Genomic DNA, 18,476 nt, shown 5'->3' on the forward strand with positions numbered 1-18,476 from the left:
AATGTTAGAAACTGATGTTTTAATTGTTGGAAGCGGTCCAGCTGGTTCTTCTGCTGCACTTATGTTAAGTACTTATGGAGTCAGAAATATCATAATAACTAAATATAGATGGCTGGCGAACAGTCCGCGTGCTCATTATATCAGTCAAAGAACTATGGAAATTGTTCGAGATTTAGGGATCTCTGATGAGGTAATCGCAAAAGCAGCACCAAAAGAAGTTATGGGAGATGTTGTTTATTGCACATCTTTAACGGGTGATGAAATTGGACGCTTTCCTTATGGAATGAATCATCCAGAAAGAATGTCAGAATATGCTAAAGCGAGTCCCTGTGAACAGTGTGATCTTCCTCAACACCTATTTGAACCTATTTTACTTTCAAATGCAGCATCACGAGGGAGTCATCCAAGATTTGATACGGAATACTTATCTCATGTACAAGATAAGAACGGCGTAACAGTCACTGTTTTAGATAGATTAACTAAACAAACATACTTAATCCGATGTAAATATTTAATCGGGGCTGATGGTGCGAGCAGTAAAGTCGTAAAAGATTTAGATTTACCTATGGCTGGTAAAATGGGCAAAAGTGGCAGTATCAGTATTATTTTTAAAGCCGATTTAACAAAACACGTTTCACATCGACCGGGATACCTGTGGTGGATTATACAACCTGGAGCAAACATTGGTGGGATTGGGTTAGGGTTGTTGCGTATGGTCAGACCTTGGAATGAATGGCAGATTGTTTGGGGGTATGACATTGAAAAAGAAGAACCATCTCTTACCGATGATGAGGCGATTGCAATTTGCAAACAGCTTATTGGCGATAACGACATTGAAATAAACATAAATAGTAAGTCGTTATGGACAGTAAATGAAATGTATGCAGAGCAATACTCAAAAGGTCGAGTTTTCTGTATTGGCGATGCTGTCCATCGTCATCCACCTTCGAATGGATTAGGTTCAAACTCATCTATACAAGACGCTTATAATTTATGTTGGAAATTAGCATTTGTATTAAATGGCAAAGCGGGTAGTGGTTTATTAGATAGTTTTAATGAAGAAAGAGCACCTGTTGGTGAGCGAATTGTTAAGCGAGCAAATCAAAGTGTTAGAGAGTTCTCTACAATCTTTTCTGCTTTAGAGTTAGATGGAAAGTACAGTACAGAGACGATGCAGGGAAGTATAAATGCCTTAAGCGAAAGTAATGAAAAAGGTGCTGTTAAACGTCGTGATTTAAGATCTGCAATTGAATATAAAGCTTATGAATTTGCTGCTTTAGGAGTCGAAACTAACGTACGGTATCATTCATCTGCAATTATTGGAGCAGAGTCTGCTATTGAAAATAAAATAGATTCTAGTAGAGATGAAGATCTTCATTATTATCCTTCATTTACCCCCGGTCATAAACTTCCTCATACATGGCTAGTCAAAAATTATAAAAAAATATCAACCTTAGACTTAATCGGAAATGGAAAATTTACGCTGTTCTGTTGGTTGCAAGGTGACAAATGGAAGTGTGCTGTAGACAAACTTAATAACCAGCTCAACTTGGATATTAACGTTATACAGGTAGGCCCAAAAAGAGATGTTGAAGACTCTTATGGAGAACTGTCTCGCTCTTGGGGTAATGATGAAAATGCTTGCATCATGATCAGACCAGACGGCTATATTGCTTGGCAAAGCAACAAAATTGAATCGGCGGACAATGAATTGCACAAAGCCATATCATCAATACTTAGTTTGAATTAGTATTTGACTGCTTCACAAAATTCGAAAAGCCTCTGTTAAAAGCAGAGGCTTTTTTATGTGAATGTTTTAATGCTTAGAAACCTATATAAAAATTTGGATTGAGTTAGGTAGATTTTTATTTCAGTTTAATTTTATATTTTGTACTTAATTACATCCTCATAATGGTCAATATCTTGTCATTGTTTGAAGAATTCTTTCGGGTCAACTATTGCTGCTATAGGTATAATTATGAGTAGAATAGCTTCTTATAATACTAGCGCTTTTACATCACTAACTTGCAAACTAAAATCGCCTGATATGTACCAAATTTAAATTAAGAGATATGGATAATTCATGAATTTAATAAAACCTAGTAGTAAGTTCTTTCTTACAATTTTTCTTATGATGAATCTTTCAAATACATATGCAGCAAAAATACAGGCTGTAGATGCTGAAGTACAGGAGAGTGCTGTAGATGTAATGGAAGCTGCTGGAGCAGAAGCTGTAGGTGGGCAAGAGGATATATGCCGTGTTGACGAGGCGTGTGATGTTGCATCTGCTGTTTCTGAGGACGAAATGTACGGTGGCATTCAACAGGAATATGTCGTAAAAGGTTGTAAGGTAACAATCTACAACGATGGGCCTGTAAAAATGGTCAATGTAAAGACGGATCAACCATGTGATGCTCCACTTCCTAAAGACCATAAATTTTCTAGATAGACTCTATGAGCCTATAAATTATTTTGAGTGCCTTTAGAAAAAGTTTGAGTACTTAGCAACTCATATGGAAATTTGGATTGAGTTAAGCAGATTGAGATTTCAGCTTAACTTTATATTTCATCGTGTCTTGGGAATGAATCCTCGTTTTCTACTATTTAATCTTTAGCATGTTGTTTTTTCTCAAAATCATGAACCATTCGAATACGCTCTTCAGTTGCAGGATGAGAGGATAAAGTATCAAGCACAGCTGTAGATAGTTTATTAGCTGAAGATTCTTCTTGAGAAGTTGGTGGGTTTGACTGATTTTTTTTATCGATACCTTCTTCTGTTGTATCGCTTAAACGTTGTAAGAAATTTGCGAAGTGCGAGACTTCTATATGCTTCCTATCCATCAGCTGTAAAGCATATAGATCGGCTTCGGACTCAAATTTACGTGAGTAATTTGCACCAATCATAGCGGCAGGTAATGACGTAAATAAGTCTGAATTATCTCCTGTCATTGCAATGTATAATATACTTAGGCCTAAACTCGTTAACCCTTGTTGCAAACTATGGCGATAAACCAAATGGCCTTGTTCATGGGCTAATACGCCTAAGATTTCTTGATTAGTATGTGCCATTTTGATCAGTTCATCTGTGATGATAATCGTATTATTAGGTAGCGCTACAGCATTTGCCCCTAAATGATCGCCTTTACGGAAGACTAATTTGGCTGGTCTGTTTTCAGCAATAGTATTCAAATATTGCTTAGTAATTTGGTCTTTTTGAGTTTGTGCTAATTGGCTGGTTGCAGTCCAATTATTTAATACATAATTCTCGGCTTCATCACCTAGTTTCTTTAAAGTATTCTCAGGTAATTGAAAAGCAAGATAATGGGATGTGGCTGGAACACCCCATTTAACTAGACTGATCGCAAAAGTAATCACAAAAATTACACTAAAAAGAATAAGACTTGGAGAGCGTTCAAGTTTCCAGATCGAATGTTGAACCTTTTTAGTTGTGTAATTAAACCATTCAGGTAATGCACTATGAAATTCAATCCGTGCATCATCAGATAATTCAATCACTGGGTGTAACTGTCCCAACGCACCAATCAATTTCATATCAGTATATTGATAATGACGTTGTTGTTCTAATTGCTCACCATACCGAATGAGAACTTCAGATTTAGATTGAGCTGAAATCTGAGCACGGTGAGGTTTAGACACTATGCCATCATAGAAAATGATATCTACTGCTTGGGACATAAATTATTAAACTCAGATTATTATAGAGAGATGTCAATATCAAAAATATCACTGATTTCTTCAGCTAAAGCACTTTGTTCTTGCTGAGCTAGATTCATCATTTGATCTGGATCATCTAATAAAATTAAACTCATCGATTCAATCTGATATTTGTGAATACGAACCGCAGCCCAAGCAGACATTAAACCTATGGTTAAGATTTTTACAATCCAGTTTGAAGCTACAATCCATGCAAAACGCCATTGATTACAGTCTGTTTTAAATTGACTGTTTCCAACTGTCGTATTGTTCCATGTCGTAATAAAAATACGTGCAGCAATTAATGGGTAAATAAATAATCCAATAAATGCATATACTATAACTATTCCGAAGACTAAAGCGTTCGGTGAGAACCCAGTAATTGTTCCTGCCATAGCAAAGTAAATGATTGATAAAATAGAAATTATACCAATTGCAATAAAAACTGGTATATAAACTGCAGCCATATATGCAGACCATTTCGCGTTTAATTTAAAATTTAATTGTCCGGCATATAAGTTGTTTAGATAATATTTTTTATATAGCCAAATAGCGACAGGTGTAAAGATTCCTAATGTGAAAATATATACCAATATACTCAAAAGAAAAACTTTATAAGATTCTTTTATCGTTCCACCAAAATAAAAACGTGCGTTGCCGAACTTACTATTTCTTGCAGTAAAACGCAAAGTAGCGCGAATTAGCCAAGGTATTGCTGTATATAGTGCAACTAGTCCAACCACAGTTGCAACTATTGAATACTGTGATGAAATTGCGAATACTGCATAAATTCCTAATGCAATTAAACGTCCAATCAAAATCTTGGTTGGAATCCCTGTAAAATCAAAGCGGCGTTCAAAAAATTCTGTATTGCCATAGAAATAGCGTAAGCGACGAACTTTAGCCCACGGTGCATATAAGCTTAAAGTGATAATAGTTAAAAGAATATTAACGATCCAGATTCCAAAATATTCTGAGGCTTTACCATGAAACTTAAAATGATAAATTCCTGATTGAGAAATTGGTGGAGACGTAATATTTTGATCCTCATTCAAATCTTGAGGAGATGAGGGTAAAGCTTGTTCTTGCATTTTATTCTCTTTATTGAAACTAGATGATCTTGATTGAATGTAATAGATAATTAGAAAGCTATTGAGAACATTATATATTTTTTATAAATTGAAAGGAATAGAATGAAAAGCAAACAACAATTTTTACCATTATATTCTTATTGAGTTGCTCCGAGTAAAAAGCTTATTGTGTGAAGCATGCTTAAATAGGCTATTTTAAAAAGATAAACTTTCTTAGCAAAAATTATTGATTCCAATAAGTATTAAATGTTTCTTTAATGCCAATGTCATCCTCCATGTACTTATCAGGAGATATCTTTAATCCAACACCACTTAAATATATTACCGCTTTCCAAAGAAGCTCCTCTTTAATTGGAGGATCAAAAATTAAGTCTTGGTTATCCAGTGCATTCATTCTTATTCTTGCCCATTCTTCAGCATCCTCTCGGCTGATCTTACGGTTTAATAGATCATTGAATACTTTTTTTACATCTAATAAAGATATTTTCATTTCATCATTTACCATTTTCATTTTCTAAACTTATCTGTGGAAACTAATATATCTATATAAATTTTAAACTTGTTATAAATCCCAAATTAACAATAAATTTTAATTATTTATCCTTACTTTTTAATGATCTATTTTAAAACAAATGTCATTTTGTGTGCTTGACTGCCAAATGGTAGAGCACTATCCTTTGCCTGCTGGCCACATTGCCAGTCGGTTTTAGCAGACCGTTCCGAAAAGCATTAAAAGAGCAATCTTTTAGTGACGAACCCTCGTGCCCCCTCTGCGGCGGAACGGGAGGGGGACACCTTCGGGTGTGCTGGGTTTTTTCGGCCAGTCTGCTAACCCCCTTTCGTTCTGCCACCATAATTTTAATGTTTGGCAGAACTCCTAATAAAAAGGAGTTGGCTTTGCACATTGATTATTTCTTGGCAGCCTTTGCCAAAAGCTATAACGACACAACTTGAACTTTTAAAGCAGTTTGAAAGTCACTTGGCTTTTCAGACTTTAATTCGTCTTAACCAAAAATTTAATCAACAATAAAACTTGAGATGTGCCAAGCACAGTCTTAACGACTTTGCTATGCCTTTTTTTCTCCCAAAAACGGCATCGGTTTTTATATCTCATTTATATACAACAAGAATTTATTTTATAACGGTAAAACTATGCCACATTTAGATCTCCCATCTCGTGCTTTAAGCGTGCTTCACACTTGCCGATATCTGTTTAACAACTATGGCTTTCACAATGTCGGGGTCGATCGAATTATTGAGTCGGCGAAAATCCCAAAAGCCACTTTTTATAATTACTTTCATTCAAAAGAAAGGCTAATTCAAATGAGTTTAACCTTTCAAAAAGATGGTCTTAAACAAGAAGTACTTTCAATCATTTATGTTCAAAAAGGCTTAACTCTGCTTGAAAAGCTTCGCAAAATTTACTTTTTACATGCCGATTTAGAAGGACTTTATCATTTACCTTTTAAAGCTATTTTTGAAATTGCGAAAACGCATCCAAAGGCGTATCAGGTGGTCGTTGATTATAGAAAATGGTTTATTAATGAAATTTATAATTTGCTTTTAACAACCAACACAAAGGCTTCAAAACAAGATGCGCACATGTTTTTGTTTGTGATTGATGGGGCAATGGTTCAGCTTTTAGATCCAAACAAGCCAGATGAAAGAGAAAAATTATTAGATTATTTTTTCATTACTTTAGGGGAAGTGTGATGAGAACAGAGCTAATAAAAAATACCAAAAATCTTACCTAAAGCTAGTAATAATCGCAGCCGATTTATTTCCATATTTATAATATTTTATAAATTAGTTTGAATGCTTTCAGATAGATATCACTTTAACTAAACTCGTAAAGCTCTTATAAAAATAGGAGTTTTTCATTAATTAAATTCTCATAAAATAAAAATAGTATTTTTACTTAACGGTTAAATTATTGGATTGTTTGATAGTCTTTTTGTATATAATATGTATTCTTTATATTTTGTAACCATTATAGAGTAAACATGAAAAAAATATTAATCATTACTACGTTAAGTTCTTTCAGTTTAATTGCTTGTTCAACTACTGAAACTTCAAGAACGATCCAAAGCCCACAAGTGGCTGTAGCTACATCACAAATTAAATATACGGGAGTAAAAGCTCCAGTTTCTATTGGTAAATTTGATAATCGCTCTAGCTATATGAGAGGTGTTTTCTCTGATAATGTCGACCGTCTAGGCGGACAGGCAAAAACTATTCTTGAGACACATTTACAGCAAACTGGTTATTTTACAGTTTTAAATCGCGACAACTTATCTGAAATTAAACAAGAAGTTGGTTATAGCAATACAAGCCAATCTATTAAGGGCGCTCGTTATGTTATTACTGGTGACGTATCTGAGTTTGGTCGCAAAGAAGTAGGTGATCAGCAATTATTTGGTATTTTAGGTCGCGGTAAAGAGCAAGTTGCTTACGCAAAAGTTAATTTAAATGTTATTGATGTAAAAACATCAGAAGTTGTGCATTCCGTACAGGGTGCAGGTGAATATGCATTAGGTGCTCGTGAAGTATTAGGTTTTGGCTCTACAGCTTCTTATGATTCTACTTTAAATGGCAAAGTACTCGATTTAGCTGTTCGTGAAGCAGTTAATAATCTTGTGACAGATATTCAAAATAACCGTTGGTCAGTTCAATAATTTTGGATATGTGTTAAATGAAAAAAATTCTTTTAAGCAGTTTTCTTGCTATGGGATTGGTTGGGTGTGCCGCTGGTCCTCAACCTTTATATAATTGGGGAACTTATACTCATCAAACCTATTTGATGTATAACGCACCTGAGAAAGCTACACCAAGTTCGCAAATCACAAAATTAGAAGCTGAAATTGAAAAAACTAAAGGTAAGGGCTTAGCTGTTCCACCAGGTTTATATGCTCATTTGGGATTGTTATATTTACAAGAAAATAATTCTCAAAAAGCAATCGAGTATTTCCAGCTTGAACGTCAAGTATATCCAGAGTCTACGGTTTTAATGGATCGTTTATTGCAAAAAATGAATGCTAATGGTGGGTCTACAAAATCATGATTAAGAAATTTTTAATTGCTGGTTTAGTTATTTCTAGCCTTGCATTTACAGGATGTGCTGTTACTCCACCGCCTAATAAAGATATTACGGCTTATAAAGCTCATATGCCAAAATCGATTTTGGTATTGCCACCAGTCAATGATTCGCCTGATGTAAAAGCGACTTATAGTTATTGGCCTACTGTGGTGGCACCTGTTGCAGAAGCTGGCTATTACGTTTTTCCAATCTCTGTTGTAGACAATATGTTTAAAGAGAATGGTGTTACTAATGGCAGTGATGCTCAGTCTATTGCACCTCAGAAATTACAAGAGATTTTTGGTGCAGATGCTGCTTTATATATTCGAATTAAAGAATATGGTTCTAAGTACCAAGTGATCCAAAGTGTGGCTACAGTAAGTGCTGATGCAAAGCTTGTTGATTTAAAAACTGGAGATGTGATTTGGACAGGTGAAAAAAAACTTGTTCAAGCAAGTAATGATGGCAATGCGGGTTTAATCGGAATGGTCGTCGGTGCTTTAGTTGAACAGATTGCTGGTAGCTTTACTGATCGGGCTTATCCATTAGCGAGTATGGTAAATACTCAACTTTTTACCCCGACAACTTATAATCCGGGTATGGGGTTGCTATATGGTCCACGTTCACCAAAGTATCAACAAGATGGAGTCGTAGCTAAGTAAATTAAAGTCTTAGCTAAAGTTTTACTTTATTAAAAATAGTCTGCTTCATATATTGATTATATGGAGCGCTATATAAAAAATTATTATTCCAGATGGTTTATTGAATTTTTGGGTTAGGTAGGAGAGCTAGAGTAACTAGTTCTCCTACTTAATTGGTTTTACTTCTTTTGCTTAAAGCGATATTTACACTTTAGACAGCGATAATCTTGAAAAATATTTTTATCGATCATTACGCCCGCTTTTTTACCAAAAATATTGCCAACCACACCGCCGGTAATACCTGCGCTAATAGCACCGACAAAAGTTCCTACAGTTCCGCCAACAATCACACCTAAAGGGCCAGCAATCGTACCAATCGCTGCACCAACAGAAGCTCCAGTTGCAGCACCACCTACAGTGCCTGCTGTCGTACCAGCAGCTGTCAGTAAAACACCGCCAGTTGTTCTAAGTAATTTGTCATGGTCACGTGCTTCAACTTCGGTAGAACCACACTTAGGACATTGCAGAGCTTTTTCCATAAAATTTCCTGTCTTTCATCATTGAGTGACACAGTTGACGGCGCTAAATCAGTAAAGTGGGTAAAGAACCTGTCTTTCGATGAAGTGTCTTTTTCCTATTGAGTGATCGTAACGATAACTGGTCTGCTTTGATTTTAGCTGAACATTGACACAAATATTTATAGATCATGTAAACACTTGTACTTTAATAATTATCTCATTAAATACCAATGTTTAGAATGACTAAGGCTTACATATTAATGTGTCTAGCAGAGAGCAATTTAATAATAATGAATAAAATGTGAATGGTTTTTTGAGTAGATTTTCTGAAGTTACTTAGGAAGACGCGAGTTATTCAATGATAAAAGGCTTATCCTGTTTGAATAAGCCTTCTTTGAAGATTAGAGTGATTTTTTCCAACTCAAAAATTTATATAATCCAAACATGAATGTAATCCAAATTGGAATTAAAATAACTGATTTTTCAAACCCTTTTGTCCACATGATATATAAAATCATGCCAATAAAAATCAAAACGATATAGTTACTTAAAGGTGAAAACAGTGCAGGGAATTTAACAACTTTATCTTCAAGTTTCATGGCACGTTTAAACTTTAAATGGGTAAAGCTAATGATTGCCCAGTTTAAAACTAAAGCTGCCACAGCCATGTACATGAGATAGCTTAAAGCTTCTTCTGGGATAAAATAATTCAGCAATACACAACCAAAAATCAGAATAGAAGAAAAGATAACAGCAGGCGTTGGAACCCCTTGTTTGCTCACTTTTGTAAAAATTTTGGATGCGTGGCCCTGTACAGCTAGGCCATACAACATACGACTGTTTGCGTACATACCACTGTTATAAACAGACAGTGCAGCCGTCAAAATAATAAAGTTAAGCAAATGCGCTGCCCAGCCAATACCAAGCTGGCTGAAAATCATCACAAATGGACTTTTATCTAAACCACCGAGGTCAAGCTGATTCCACGGAATGAGCGACATGATGATGGCAAGCGAAGCTACATAGAAAACCAAGATTCGAAAGATGACTTGGTTAATGGCTTGTGGAATGCTTTTTTCAGGATTTTCGGCTTCAGCAGCAGTCATCCCAATCAGTTCAATACCGCCAAAAGCAAACATTAAGAAGGCAAGCATATAAAACAGGCCCGAGAACCCATGCGGGAAAAATCCGCCATGCTGCCAGAGGTTTGAAAAGCTAGCGATAGAGTCACTACCTGCGGTGAGCAATAAATATAAGCCAAACACGATCATGGCAATGACCGCCGCGACTTTAATAATCGCTAACCAAAACTCAGATTCACCATAAAATTTAACATTGCCTAAGTTCAAACACGTGACTAAAACAAAGAAAAATAAGGCTGATATCCAAGCAGGAATATGAGGCCACCAGTAATGCACATATTTAGCAACTGCTGTCAGCTCGGTCATCGCGACCAAAATATAGACCACCCAATAGTTCCAGCCCGATAAAAAACCGGGGAATCTTCCCCAATATTTTTGTGCAAAGTAACTAAAGGAACCGACCACAGGTTCTTCTACGATCATTTCACCCATTTGGCGCATAATTAAAAATGCGACCAAACCGACAATGGCATAACCTAAAATAATAGAAGGGCCAGCAGACTGGATGACTTGTGCAGAGCCTAAAAATAAACCTGTCCCGACAGCACCACCCATAGCGATTAGCTGGATGTGGCGATTTTTAAGTCCGCGTTTTAATTGGGAAGATGAGTTGCTCAAAATATATGCGCTGAATAAAAAAGCTGATGCTATTGTAATAGATTGGCTGGGGATAACCTAATTTGAAAAGGATTTTACTCAGTTAAATAAAAAAGGATCCGCACAAAGCTATACGAATCCTTTTTTTGAAAAATGATGTTTTTATAAATTAGAAAGACACCATTTTGCCTGGGTTAATCATTGCACCGATGCCATACATACTTTTTGCGAGCGGAATAACAACGGGAGCAAGGGTACGACCAAACATAATATTTTGATGGTCAATTTTAGATAACATTTCGAAGTCGTTAGATTGCCCAATAAAGTCATTTGCAATGGCTTTACCAATGCGTACCGTCTGTGCAACGCCGTGACCGCTCCAACCGTGAACAGCATAAATCGGGAACTTATTACCAAATTTACGGCTATCGACTGCACCATTTACGGTTAAATCAGTCGTTCCACTCCAGACAAAATCCATCTCTAGATTTTTAATTTGTGGGAACACGGTATGAATTCGATGTTCTAGATAATTTAAAGTTTTCTCTGGTCCCCAACATGTTCCTGTGCCTTGGCCACCAAACAGTAAACGGTTGTTAAACACGGGACGGTAGTAATCAATCTGGAACTGAGTGTCATAGACTGGATGCCCAAATGGCAGAAGCTCTTTTGTATCAAGTTCTAGTGGGGCAGTCGTCGCAACATAGGTGTAAAACGGAATAGTAGTATTGCTTTGCTCTGATAAAAGTTTAAATGAAGCATGGTGTACTGCTAACACCACAGACTTTTTAGCTTTTACAACAGCATTTGCTGTTTGAACATAAATACCATCTGCTTTTTCTTCTATTGAAAGGACTTCTGTTTGCTCATAAACCATACCACCATTTTGACAAAAGCCATAAATTAAGCCACGGTTTAAAGCTAAAGGATGGATTTGCCCACCCAACTCATCAATTAAACCACCTGTGTAATAATCAGACTTAATAAAGTCCATGAGTTCGTGTTTACCCACAATACGGGTATGGTCTTCACCTAAATATTTTCGTGCATCGGCGCCTTGTGTTAAACCAACCAAATGTCCTTCATGAACAGCAGCAGTAATGTGACCGTATTTACGGTCAAAGTTGAGTTGGTATTTTTCTGAGATTTCATCAATAAGTTGCATCGCTTCCGTAGAGGTAAAATGCCAGAGTTTTTTGGCATCTTCGTAGCTTAAGCGATCAGCCATTTCTTGAGCTTCCCAGCGAGCTAAACCAGGGGTAAGTTGTCCGCCATTTCTGCCAGAAGCTGCACTACCAATGCGGTTTTTTTCTAATAAAACTGTATCTACACCTTGTTCAGCTAAATGTAATGCACTTGATGAACCTAATAAGCCACCGCCAATAACCACCACATCGCATTCAATATCAGCTTGTAAACTGTCAAATGTATGCCAATCAGAAAGTGAGCTTTCATAGTAGTTCGCTGGATTATCTACCGCTGCGCCTTCTATATTTGCTGTGTCAAATTTTGCATGTTTTGGATTTAACCAGCTCCACTCTTTGCCCACTTGTAGAGATTTACTTGGTTTATATTGCACGTCTTTTAAAAGTTGAGGTTTAGAAATAATTTTCATGACGAAGTTCCTTAAAAATTAATAAGCATTACTAATCGCAATACTTTGTTTTTTAATCGTTTTATAGATAAATAGGAGAATACCTAAAGCTAACCAGAAACATCCAAAAATCAGTGAAGATGAGTCAAGATTAAGCCAGAGGCAAATAATGCTGATCACAGAGATAAGCGGTAGAAAGAGGTTTAGAAATTTATTTTTAAACCCTAAGCGCTGTTTATCTTTAATATAAAACTTCATAAAAACTGAGAAATTTACGGCTGTAAAAGCGACTAGCGCACCAAAGCTGATCAGGCTTACGACTTGTGCTAAATCTAGAAAAACCGCGGACATTGAAATAAGACCAACAAATAAAACCGAAAAAAATGGTGTACCTAAAGAGATGTGAATTGTCCCAAAATACTTTTTAGGAAAAATATTATCGGTGCCCATTATATACAGTAAACGCGAAGCACTGGCATGAGAGGCAAGACCAGAGGCGACTGTGTTCATAATTTGTCCGCATAAGAATACGGATTGGAAGAATGCACCGCCGACATACAGCACAATTTCAGGAAGTGCTTCTGACGGATGATGAAAGCGTAGATTATTTGGAAAATAAAGCTGAATAAACCAAGCGGCTGTGAAAAAAATAAGTCCGCCAGCGAGAGTCGTTAACATGACCGCACGAGGTATGTTTTTGGTAGGTTGTTTGGTTTCATTTGAAAGCGTGGTAACAGCATCAAAGCCCAAAAATGAAAAGCACAAAACTGAGGCACCCGCAACGAGCGGTAGTATAGATTGGTGCTCATGCCAGAGTGGGGCTAATGTAAGCACATGCTCATAACCTTGAGTCGAGCCAATACCCTTAATCACTAAATAAACAAAAATGACCATGAGTATGATGGGTGCAAATACAAACACAAGACTTAAGTTGGCGAGTAACCGAATGCGGAAACAATTTACTAAAGTGACTAGGCCCGCCGACACAAACACCCAAAACCAGTACGGTAAGCTTGGAATAAGGGCTGTAAGATAAATTGCAGCTAGCAAAACATTAATGAGGGGTAATAACAGATAGTCGAGTAGGGAACACCAGCCTACAAAGAAACCGCTTTTAGGCCCTAAACTTTCAGCTGTATAGCTATATGCCGAACCTGATTTTTCTGAATTTTTGCTGAATCTTGCATAGCTCCAAGCGGTGAGTAGCATGGCACCAAGTGCGAGTAAATATGCGAGTGGTACGTGTCCATTGGTAATGCCAGAGACAATACCGAAAGTATCAAACACCGTCATGGGAGTCATGTAGGCAATACCAATAATCGTGACTTGCCAAAGAGACAGTTTTTTTAAGGAAGACGTTTTATTTTCCATGTCATTTCAACCTCAAATTTCGTTGTTTTGCTTTTCATCCGGAAAAGCGATGCTATTTTTGAGCCAAAACTTCCCCTAGACCTGAATAAACAAGTCTGTTTGAAGAAAGTTTGTACAAAAGCTAGGGGCTAGTTCGCCTTGGTGATGCCCTAAAGCAAAGTCAAATATTTATATCTTTGACTTCACTCTAGATCACGACCAGTTGAAAAGATTGACACGGTCGTGACAGAACCTGCTGTGGGCTTTGGCCTTTAAATAATGTGCCTGTTCTGATGGTGATGTCATTTGAAGTAATCACTCGAGAGGAATCGTTGATCACAATTGCTTTTTGTTTGATATTTTTAAGCTTCGGCATGAGTAGTTTCTCAAGTGCTGAAACTAAAATGTCGGTGGCAATTACACCGATAAATTGATCACGAATCATGACTGGATGGGCAAGGGTGATGGTATATGCACCATTGCAGATATAGTCTACATATGGTCCATGGATGCACGGACTTTTATTTTGAGCAGGTTTATGGAACCATTCAAAAGAGCGAAAATCTAAAAAGCGCTGAGCATTTTGATAGTTTTCAAGTTTCGCTTGTTGTAACTGATCTTCTTTTTTATACCACCATTCGAGTGTCCAATAATCTTGTTCTTCTTGCGTTGCTGGGCTATAACTTGCAAAGCCGATACCTTGACTGTAATGGCTTTCCTGTAAGGCCTTTTTAATTTCTTTCTGCAAAGCTGAGCGTTCTGAACCTGAAAGCTTAACGTCTTTTGTTTTTTCAGGTTCATGTTTTGAGAGTATTTTGCTCGCTTTAGCTGCCAGTTTTTCTGTAATGGCTGTCGTTTCCTCAACCACCGTCTTTAACAAATTTTGAAGCTCTTCTATATCTAAATGTTGGGTCATTCCTATAACTCCTAAAATTCCGTATTTCTCACTCGATATTTGATAAGCGCTCTATTTTATTGTTTTTATTCGATAGATAACTTATATCGAAGCATTTGATCCGTTAACATCGAAATAATTTTTCGCGCTTGAATAACAGCATCATCTTCATTGGCTTGAACAAAAGATGATAAAAGTTGGTGGTATTGAGCGACGACCGTTTGATGAAACTGATCATCTTGGTAAAGCACAGCAATGAGCGGTGCCCATTCGGCTTGTATGGTTAACTCTTGATTTGCCAGTCGAGCTGATTGAGCAAAAGAGGTGAGTGTCAGCAAGCAACGTAAATCAAGTTGCGCACGTGTGTCTGCTTCAACGGCCTGTTCAAATTGTTCAATCAGCTCTTCTATTTTGTTCAGTTCATATTCAGTGGTTCTTTGTGCTGCCAAATATGCACCATGGCTTAAAATTGCACTATGAAACTCGCCTAAATCAGCTAGATATTCATTGGAAGCTTGACGTAGAGGATGCTTGTTTAAGAGTAAATCGGAAGGTAACTCACAAACAAAGCTTCCGCCGTTTCGCCCGCGTCGTGTATCAATCAGACCCTTTACGCGTAAAGTATTTAAAGCTTCACGAACGGTAATGGGTGACACTCCCATTAAGCGAGCTAGATCCGCCTCGTTAGGAAGTTGTTCATTGCTTTTAAGCAATCCAGAGATAATTGCATTTTCCAAGCGTTCCACAACTTGTTCCGATCGAGTTGCCTGAGCGATAGGTGCAAAAATTATCGTATATGCTGACATGGCGAATTCTCTAAAAGCTAAGTCAGTGACTTAGCTTAATGAAACGGATAAATGATTAAAACACGCCATATTGATGGACTGCCTGTTCATCTTCAGGCACAGCTGGTATTGCATCCCAAAGTTCAACAATTTTGCCGTTATCTACACGCCACAGTTCAAAATAGGCATGTCGATTTCCAGCAATATTTCCTTCGGAATGTGTCAATACAAATTGACCATCAGCAATGGAGCGATGAGTTTTGGAGTATACCAAACCTTGTCCTTCATTACGGATATTGTTCAAAAAATCAATTACTGCCTTAACGCCATCGCCAATATCTGGACTATGTTGAATGAACTGATCGTTGTGGGTGTATTCTTTAAATACTTCGTAATTGCCATCAATTAATGACTTCTTAAAGAAAGAGGTCACAATCTCACGATTTTTCTCTGAATCATGATGAGTTACGATTTCGGTCGGACCATCTAATTGGGTTCTACCACTCACATTTGGCGCCGCTTCTGCTACAAGACCATCCCAATGTTCCACAATTTTGCCGTCTTTCACTCGGTAAATATCAAAACCAACTAATGGGTTTTCATCTAATCCCTGAAAGCGGCCATGAATTGCAACCAAGTCACCGTCTGCCAATACACGCACAGCTTCATGTTGCATGTCGGGGCAGTCTTCTACCAGTTGGCGAAGGCCTGAAAGACCATTTGCAACCAGCGGTGAGTGCTCTATAAAGTCTTCAGAAAAATAACGATCCAGAGCAGTGGTGTCGTGCAAATTAAATAGCTCGTGATGGGCTTTGCTCACCAAGTCTTTCATTTCTTGTTTATTCATTTTGATCTCCTTTCAAAGTCCATTTTTATTATTCGTTTGAACTCATCACATGTTTAACGCGGGTATATTCTTCAAAACCGTAGCAAGATAAATCTTTACCATAACCTGACTTTTTGAAACCGCCGTGTGGCATTTCTGCGGTGAGAGGAATATGGGTGTTAATCCAAACTGTACCGAAATCGAGTTCACGTGACAGACGAGTTGCGCGGGCATGATCTTTAGTCCACACACTTGAAGCTAGGCCATATTCAACATCGTTGGCTTTTTCAATCGCATCATTTTCATCGGTAAATTTTTGAACAGTGATGACGGGTCCAAAAATTTCATTTTGAATGGCTTCATCGTGTTGTTTTAAACCACTAATAACAGTGGGTTCAAAATAGAAGCCTGGGCGGTCTGCCTGTTTTCCGCCTGTTTCAACTTTGGCGTGAGCAGGTAAGTTGTCAATAAAGGCTTTAACATTCTTCAATTGGTTAGCATTGTTAAGTGGACCATAAAGTGCATCTTGATCATCGGGTTCACCAAAACGGGTATTTTTTGCAGCTTCAACTAACTTGCCTAAAAACTCATCATGAACGGCTTCAGACACAATCACACGTGTTGCCGCAGTACAGTCTTGGCCTGCGTTGAAATAGCCCGTTAAAGCAATCATTTCAACTGCTTTATCGATGTCGGCATCTTCAAAAACCACTACCGGTGCTTTACCACCAAGCTCAAGATGCGCTTTCGCTAAATTTGCTGCGGCAGAAGCGGCAACTTGTAATCCGGCACGAACCGAACCTGTAATAGAAACGAGTGCAGGGGTTTTATGGGATACAACTTTTGAACCCACCTGAGCTTGACCTAACACCACGTTAAATGCACCTTTAGGGAAAAATGGCGCAGCAATTTCTGCTAGTAAAAGCGTACTTTCAGGGGTGGTATCACTTGGTTTAAGTACCACTGTGTTACCTGCAGCCAAAGCCGGTGCAATTTTCCAAACAGCCATCATGAGTGGATAGTTCCAAGGTGTAACTTGGCCAACCACACCGACAGGTTCACGGCGAATAGAAGAGGTTAAACCTTCTAAATATTCACCTGAAGCTGTGCCATTGAGTAAGCGGGCAGCGCCTGCAAAGAAACGAACCTGATCTGCTGAAGCGCCCACTTCTTCAGATGCAATTAAGTGTTTTAACTGACCTGTATTACGACTTTGCGCCTCAATTAAACGCTCTGCATTTGCTTCAATCGCATCTGCCAAATTTAATAATGCTTTTTGACGAGTCGAAGGTGTGCTGCGTCCCCAAATTTTGAATGCTTCTTTTGCAGCAGCATAAGCTGCATCAACTTCGGCCTCGGTTGCATTAGGTGATTGTGCATAAACTTCACCAGTCACTGGGCTGACTAAGTCGAAATAATCATTTCCTTTGCTAGCTACATATTCGCCGTTAATAAAGTGTTGTAGTTGAGTTTTAGCCATTTTATATACCTTGTCCTTAGGTTTTAACATATAACATATAATACTATATGTATTATGTTTTAAATTTTCTGTCAAATGCTTTGATGAGAGGAGTGAGTGAAAAAAGTGGGAATTTAAATCAAATTAGAATTTAAACTTTTGATTTTATTGTTTAAAAAAAATTAAAAATTTGTGCAGATTTTTAGGAGAGGTTGATTATCGTTGTAGTTCAGTAGATTTGAGGAAAGATAAGAGCAAAATTTTTCTAATCAAAAGCAGCTTGATGAGCCAGACCTTGTGCTTAGCTCATCAATTTCGAGTTCTTATTTGTTGAAATTAAAGTGAATGATTAGGTCTTATGACTCGCAAGAAGAATGCTAGTTTCACTGTTATAAATACCTGAAATATTCCTGATTCTTTCTAAAACTTTATCGAAGTTTTCTAAAGTATCAGAGCGTAGCTCGACCAAGATGTCCCATTTGCCATTGGTTTTATGCAAACATTCAACGGCACTTTCTAGGCGTAATTCTTTAATCACAGATTGCGCTTTGGTCCCTTCAACCATAATGCTCATCCATGCACGGATAACGTTGCGTTCTGCATTGGGTTTAAACCGTACTGTATATCCAGTAATGATGCCCGAAGACTCCAAATATTCGATTCTCTTTTTTACCGTTGCTCTTGAAACGTGAACTTTTTCGGCTAACTCGGTAACAGACATCCGTGCGTTATCTTTAAGTAAACCTAAAATAATTTGATCAATGTTATCCATATTGTAATTGTCAATT

The 18,476-nt window shown here is 37.5% G+C and carries 18 protein-coding genes; 6 read left to right on the top strand and 12 right to left on the bottom strand.

The window, feature by feature from the left end; all coding sequences use genetic code 11:
* Window position 1 precedes the first annotated feature (1 nt).
* Together ACS125_RS09415 and ACS125_RS09420 are read left to right on the top strand one after the other, a co-directional pair.
* A complete protein-coding gene (locus tag ACS125_RS09415) occupies window positions 2-1,750 on the top strand; it encodes an FAD-dependent oxidoreductase (protein WP_443271710.1) in 1,749 nt (582 codons plus the stop codon).
* Between the two features lie 381 nt (window positions 1,751-2,131).
* Window positions 2,132-2,449, top strand: a complete 318-nt coding sequence (locus ACS125_RS09420) for a hypothetical protein (protein WP_081399669.1) — start codon at window positions 2,132-2,134, stop codon at window positions 2,447-2,449.
* Between the two features lie 155 nt (window positions 2,450-2,604).
* On the opposite strand, the gene ACS125_RS09425 is transcribed toward ACS125_RS09420, so the two are convergent.
* From ACS125_RS09425 to ACS125_RS09435, 3 genes are all read right to left on the bottom strand, one after another.
* The gene (locus tag ACS125_RS09425; protein WP_443271712.1) at window positions 2,605-3,696 is read right to left on the bottom strand and encodes a M48 family metallopeptidase; all 1,092 of its coding nucleotides are present in this window, start codon (window positions 3,694-3,696) and stop codon (window positions 2,605-2,607) included.
* Window positions 3,697-3,716: 20 nt separating this feature from the next.
* Window positions 3,717-4,805, bottom strand: a complete 1,089-nt coding sequence (locus tag ACS125_RS09430) for a YjgN family protein (protein WP_443271715.1) — start codon at window positions 4,803-4,805, stop codon at window positions 3,717-3,719.
* A gap of 223 nt (window positions 4,806-5,028) precedes the next feature.
* Window positions 5,029-5,295, bottom strand: coding sequence for a hypothetical protein (locus ACS125_RS09435; protein WP_312821585.1), 267 nt, complete (start codon window positions 5,293-5,295; stop codon window positions 5,029-5,031).
* 662 nt (window positions 5,296-5,957) lie between these two features.
* Between ACS125_RS09435 and ACS125_RS09440 the strand changes: the two genes are divergently transcribed.
* The 4 genes from ACS125_RS09440 to ACS125_RS09455 all read left to right on the top strand — a co-directional run bounded on the left by ACS125_RS09440 (window position 5,958) and on the right by ACS125_RS09455 (window position 8,543).
* Complete coding sequence (locus ACS125_RS09440; RefSeq protein WP_443271717.1) at window positions 5,958-6,518, top strand: TetR/AcrR family transcriptional regulator; 561 nt, start codon at window positions 5,958-5,960, stop codon at window positions 6,516-6,518.
* Window positions 6,519-6,808: 290 nt separating this feature from the next.
* A complete protein-coding gene (locus ACS125_RS09445) occupies window positions 6,809-7,480 on the top strand; it encodes a CsgG/HfaB family protein (RefSeq protein ID WP_443271719.1) in 672 nt (223 codons plus the stop codon).
* A 17-nt stretch (window positions 7,481-7,497) separates the two neighbouring features.
* Window positions 7,498-7,866: a DUF4810 domain-containing protein gene (locus tag ACS125_RS09450; RefSeq protein ID WP_312825229.1), complete on the top strand. Its 369-nt coding sequence runs from the start codon at window positions 7,498-7,500 to the stop codon at window positions 7,864-7,866.
* Window positions 7,863-8,543: a DUF799 domain-containing protein gene (locus ACS125_RS09455; RefSeq protein ID WP_049837733.1), complete on the top strand. Its 681-nt coding sequence runs from the start codon at window positions 7,863-7,865 to the stop codon at window positions 8,541-8,543. Before ACS125_RS09450 ends, ACS125_RS09455 begins: the two co-directional genes overlap by 4 nt.
* Before the next feature lie 158 nt (window positions 8,544-8,701).
* Here the strand turns inward: ACS125_RS09455 and ACS125_RS09460 are convergent, their stop codons facing one another.
* From ACS125_RS09460 to ACS125_RS09500, 9 genes are all read right to left on the bottom strand, one after another.
* Window positions 8,702-9,061 carry a hypothetical protein gene (locus tag ACS125_RS09460; protein ID WP_004793863.1) on the bottom strand — a complete coding sequence of 120 codons (360 nt, stop codon included), beginning with the start codon at window positions 9,059-9,061 and terminating at the stop codon, window positions 8,702-8,704.
* A 380-nt stretch (window positions 9,062-9,441) separates the two neighbouring features.
* Window positions 9,442-10,800: an amino acid permease gene (locus ACS125_RS09465; RefSeq protein ID WP_238612011.1), complete on the bottom strand. Its 1,359-nt coding sequence runs from the start codon at window positions 10,798-10,800 to the stop codon at window positions 9,442-9,444.
* Window positions 10,801-10,948: 148 nt separating this feature from the next.
* Entirely contained in the window at window positions 10,949-12,394 is a 1,446-nt protein-coding gene (locus ACS125_RS09470) for an NAD(P)/FAD-dependent oxidoreductase (RefSeq protein ID WP_443271722.1), read from the bottom strand.
* An 18-nt stretch (window positions 12,395-12,412) separates the two neighbouring features.
* Complete coding sequence (locus ACS125_RS09475; RefSeq protein ID WP_443271724.1) at window positions 12,413-13,744, bottom strand: APC family permease; 1,332 nt, start codon at window positions 13,742-13,744, stop codon at window positions 12,413-12,415.
* A 187-nt stretch (window positions 13,745-13,931) separates the two neighbouring features.
* Window positions 13,932-14,639: a cache domain-containing protein gene (locus ACS125_RS09480; RefSeq protein ID WP_322005176.1), complete on the bottom strand. Its 708-nt coding sequence runs from the start codon at window positions 14,637-14,639 to the stop codon at window positions 13,932-13,934.
* Between the two features lie 65 nt (window positions 14,640-14,704).
* Window positions 14,705-15,424 carry a FadR/GntR family transcriptional regulator gene (locus ACS125_RS09485; protein ID WP_443271727.1) on the bottom strand — a complete coding sequence of 240 codons (720 nt, stop codon included), beginning with the start codon at window positions 15,422-15,424 and terminating at the stop codon, window positions 14,705-14,707.
* Window positions 15,425-15,479: 55 nt separating this feature from the next.
* The gene (locus tag ACS125_RS09490; protein WP_443271729.1) at window positions 15,480-16,250 is read right to left on the bottom strand and encodes a nuclear transport factor 2 family protein; all 771 of its coding nucleotides are present in this window, start codon (window positions 16,248-16,250) and stop codon (window positions 15,480-15,482) included.
* A gap of 28 nt (window positions 16,251-16,278) precedes the next feature.
* Window positions 16,279-17,709 (bottom strand): gamma-aminobutyraldehyde dehydrogenase, encoded by a 1,431-nt coding sequence (locus ACS125_RS09495; protein ID WP_443271731.1) that lies wholly within the window; start codon window positions 17,707-17,709, stop codon window positions 16,279-16,281.
* Between the two features lie 328 nt (window positions 17,710-18,037).
* On the bottom strand, window positions 18,038-18,460 hold the full coding sequence (locus ACS125_RS09500; RefSeq protein WP_002120489.1) for an Lrp/AsnC family transcriptional regulator: 423 nt from the start codon (window positions 18,458-18,460) through the stop codon (window positions 18,038-18,040).
* Window positions 18,461-18,476: the final 16 nt, after the last annotated feature.

This window comes from Acinetobacter sp. PFS20 (assembly GCF_052261015.1).
Taxonomy (GTDB): domain Bacteria; phylum Pseudomonadota; class Gammaproteobacteria; order Pseudomonadales; family Moraxellaceae; genus Acinetobacter.

Coding starts and splice junctions, on each gene's coding strand:
- ACS125_RS09415 (WP_443271710.1), top strand. CDS start 2: ATGTTAGAAACTGATGTTTTAATTGTTGGAAGCGGTCCAGCTGGTTCT.
- ACS125_RS09485 (WP_443271727.1), bottom strand. CDS start 15,424: ATGTCAGCATATACGATAATTTTTGCACCTATCGCTCAGGCAACTCGA.
- ACS125_RS09455 (WP_049837733.1), top strand. CDS start 7,863: ATGATTAAGAAATTTTTAATTGCTGGTTTAGTTATTTCTAGCCTTGCA.
- ACS125_RS09500 (WP_002120489.1), bottom strand. CDS start 18,460: ATGGATAACATTGATCAAATTATTTTAGGTTTACTTAAAGATAACGCA.
- ACS125_RS09420 (WP_081399669.1), top strand. CDS start 2,132: ATGATGAATCTTTCAAATACATATGCAGCAAAAATACAGGCTGTAGAT.
- ACS125_RS09450 (WP_312825229.1), top strand. CDS start 7,498: ATGAAAAAAATTCTTTTAAGCAGTTTTCTTGCTATGGGATTGGTTGGG.
- ACS125_RS09495 (WP_443271731.1), bottom strand. CDS start 17,709: ATGGCTAAAACTCAACTACAACACTTTATTAACGGCGAATATGTAGCT.
- ACS125_RS09480 (WP_322005176.1), bottom strand. CDS start 14,639: ATGACCCAACATTTAGATATAGAAGAGCTTCAAAATTTGTTAAAGACG.
- ACS125_RS09460 (WP_004793863.1), bottom strand. CDS start 9,061: ATGGAAAAAGCTCTGCAATGTCCTAAGTGTGGTTCTACCGAAGTTGAA.
- ACS125_RS09475 (WP_443271724.1), bottom strand. CDS start 13,744: ATGGAAAATAAAACGTCTTCCTTAAAAAAACTGTCTCTTTGGCAAGTC.
- ACS125_RS09430 (WP_443271715.1), bottom strand. CDS start 4,805: ATGCAAGAACAAGCTTTACCCTCATCTCCTCAAGATTTGAATGAGGAT.
- ACS125_RS09435 (WP_312821585.1), bottom strand. CDS start 5,295: ATGAAAATATCTTTATTAGATGTAAAAAAAGTATTCAATGATCTATTA.
- ACS125_RS09445 (WP_443271719.1), top strand. CDS start 6,809: ATGAAAAAAATATTAATCATTACTACGTTAAGTTCTTTCAGTTTAATT.
- ACS125_RS09490 (WP_443271729.1), bottom strand. CDS start 16,250: ATGAATAAACAAGAAATGAAAGACTTGGTGAGCAAAGCCCATCACGAG.
- ACS125_RS09470 (WP_443271722.1), bottom strand. CDS start 12,394: ATGAAAATTATTTCTAAACCTCAACTTTTAAAAGACGTGCAATATAAA.
- ACS125_RS09425 (WP_443271712.1), bottom strand. CDS start 3,696: ATGTCCCAAGCAGTAGATATCATTTTCTATGATGGCATAGTGTCTAAA.
- ACS125_RS09440 (WP_443271717.1), top strand. CDS start 5,958: ATGCCACATTTAGATCTCCCATCTCGTGCTTTAAGCGTGCTTCACACT.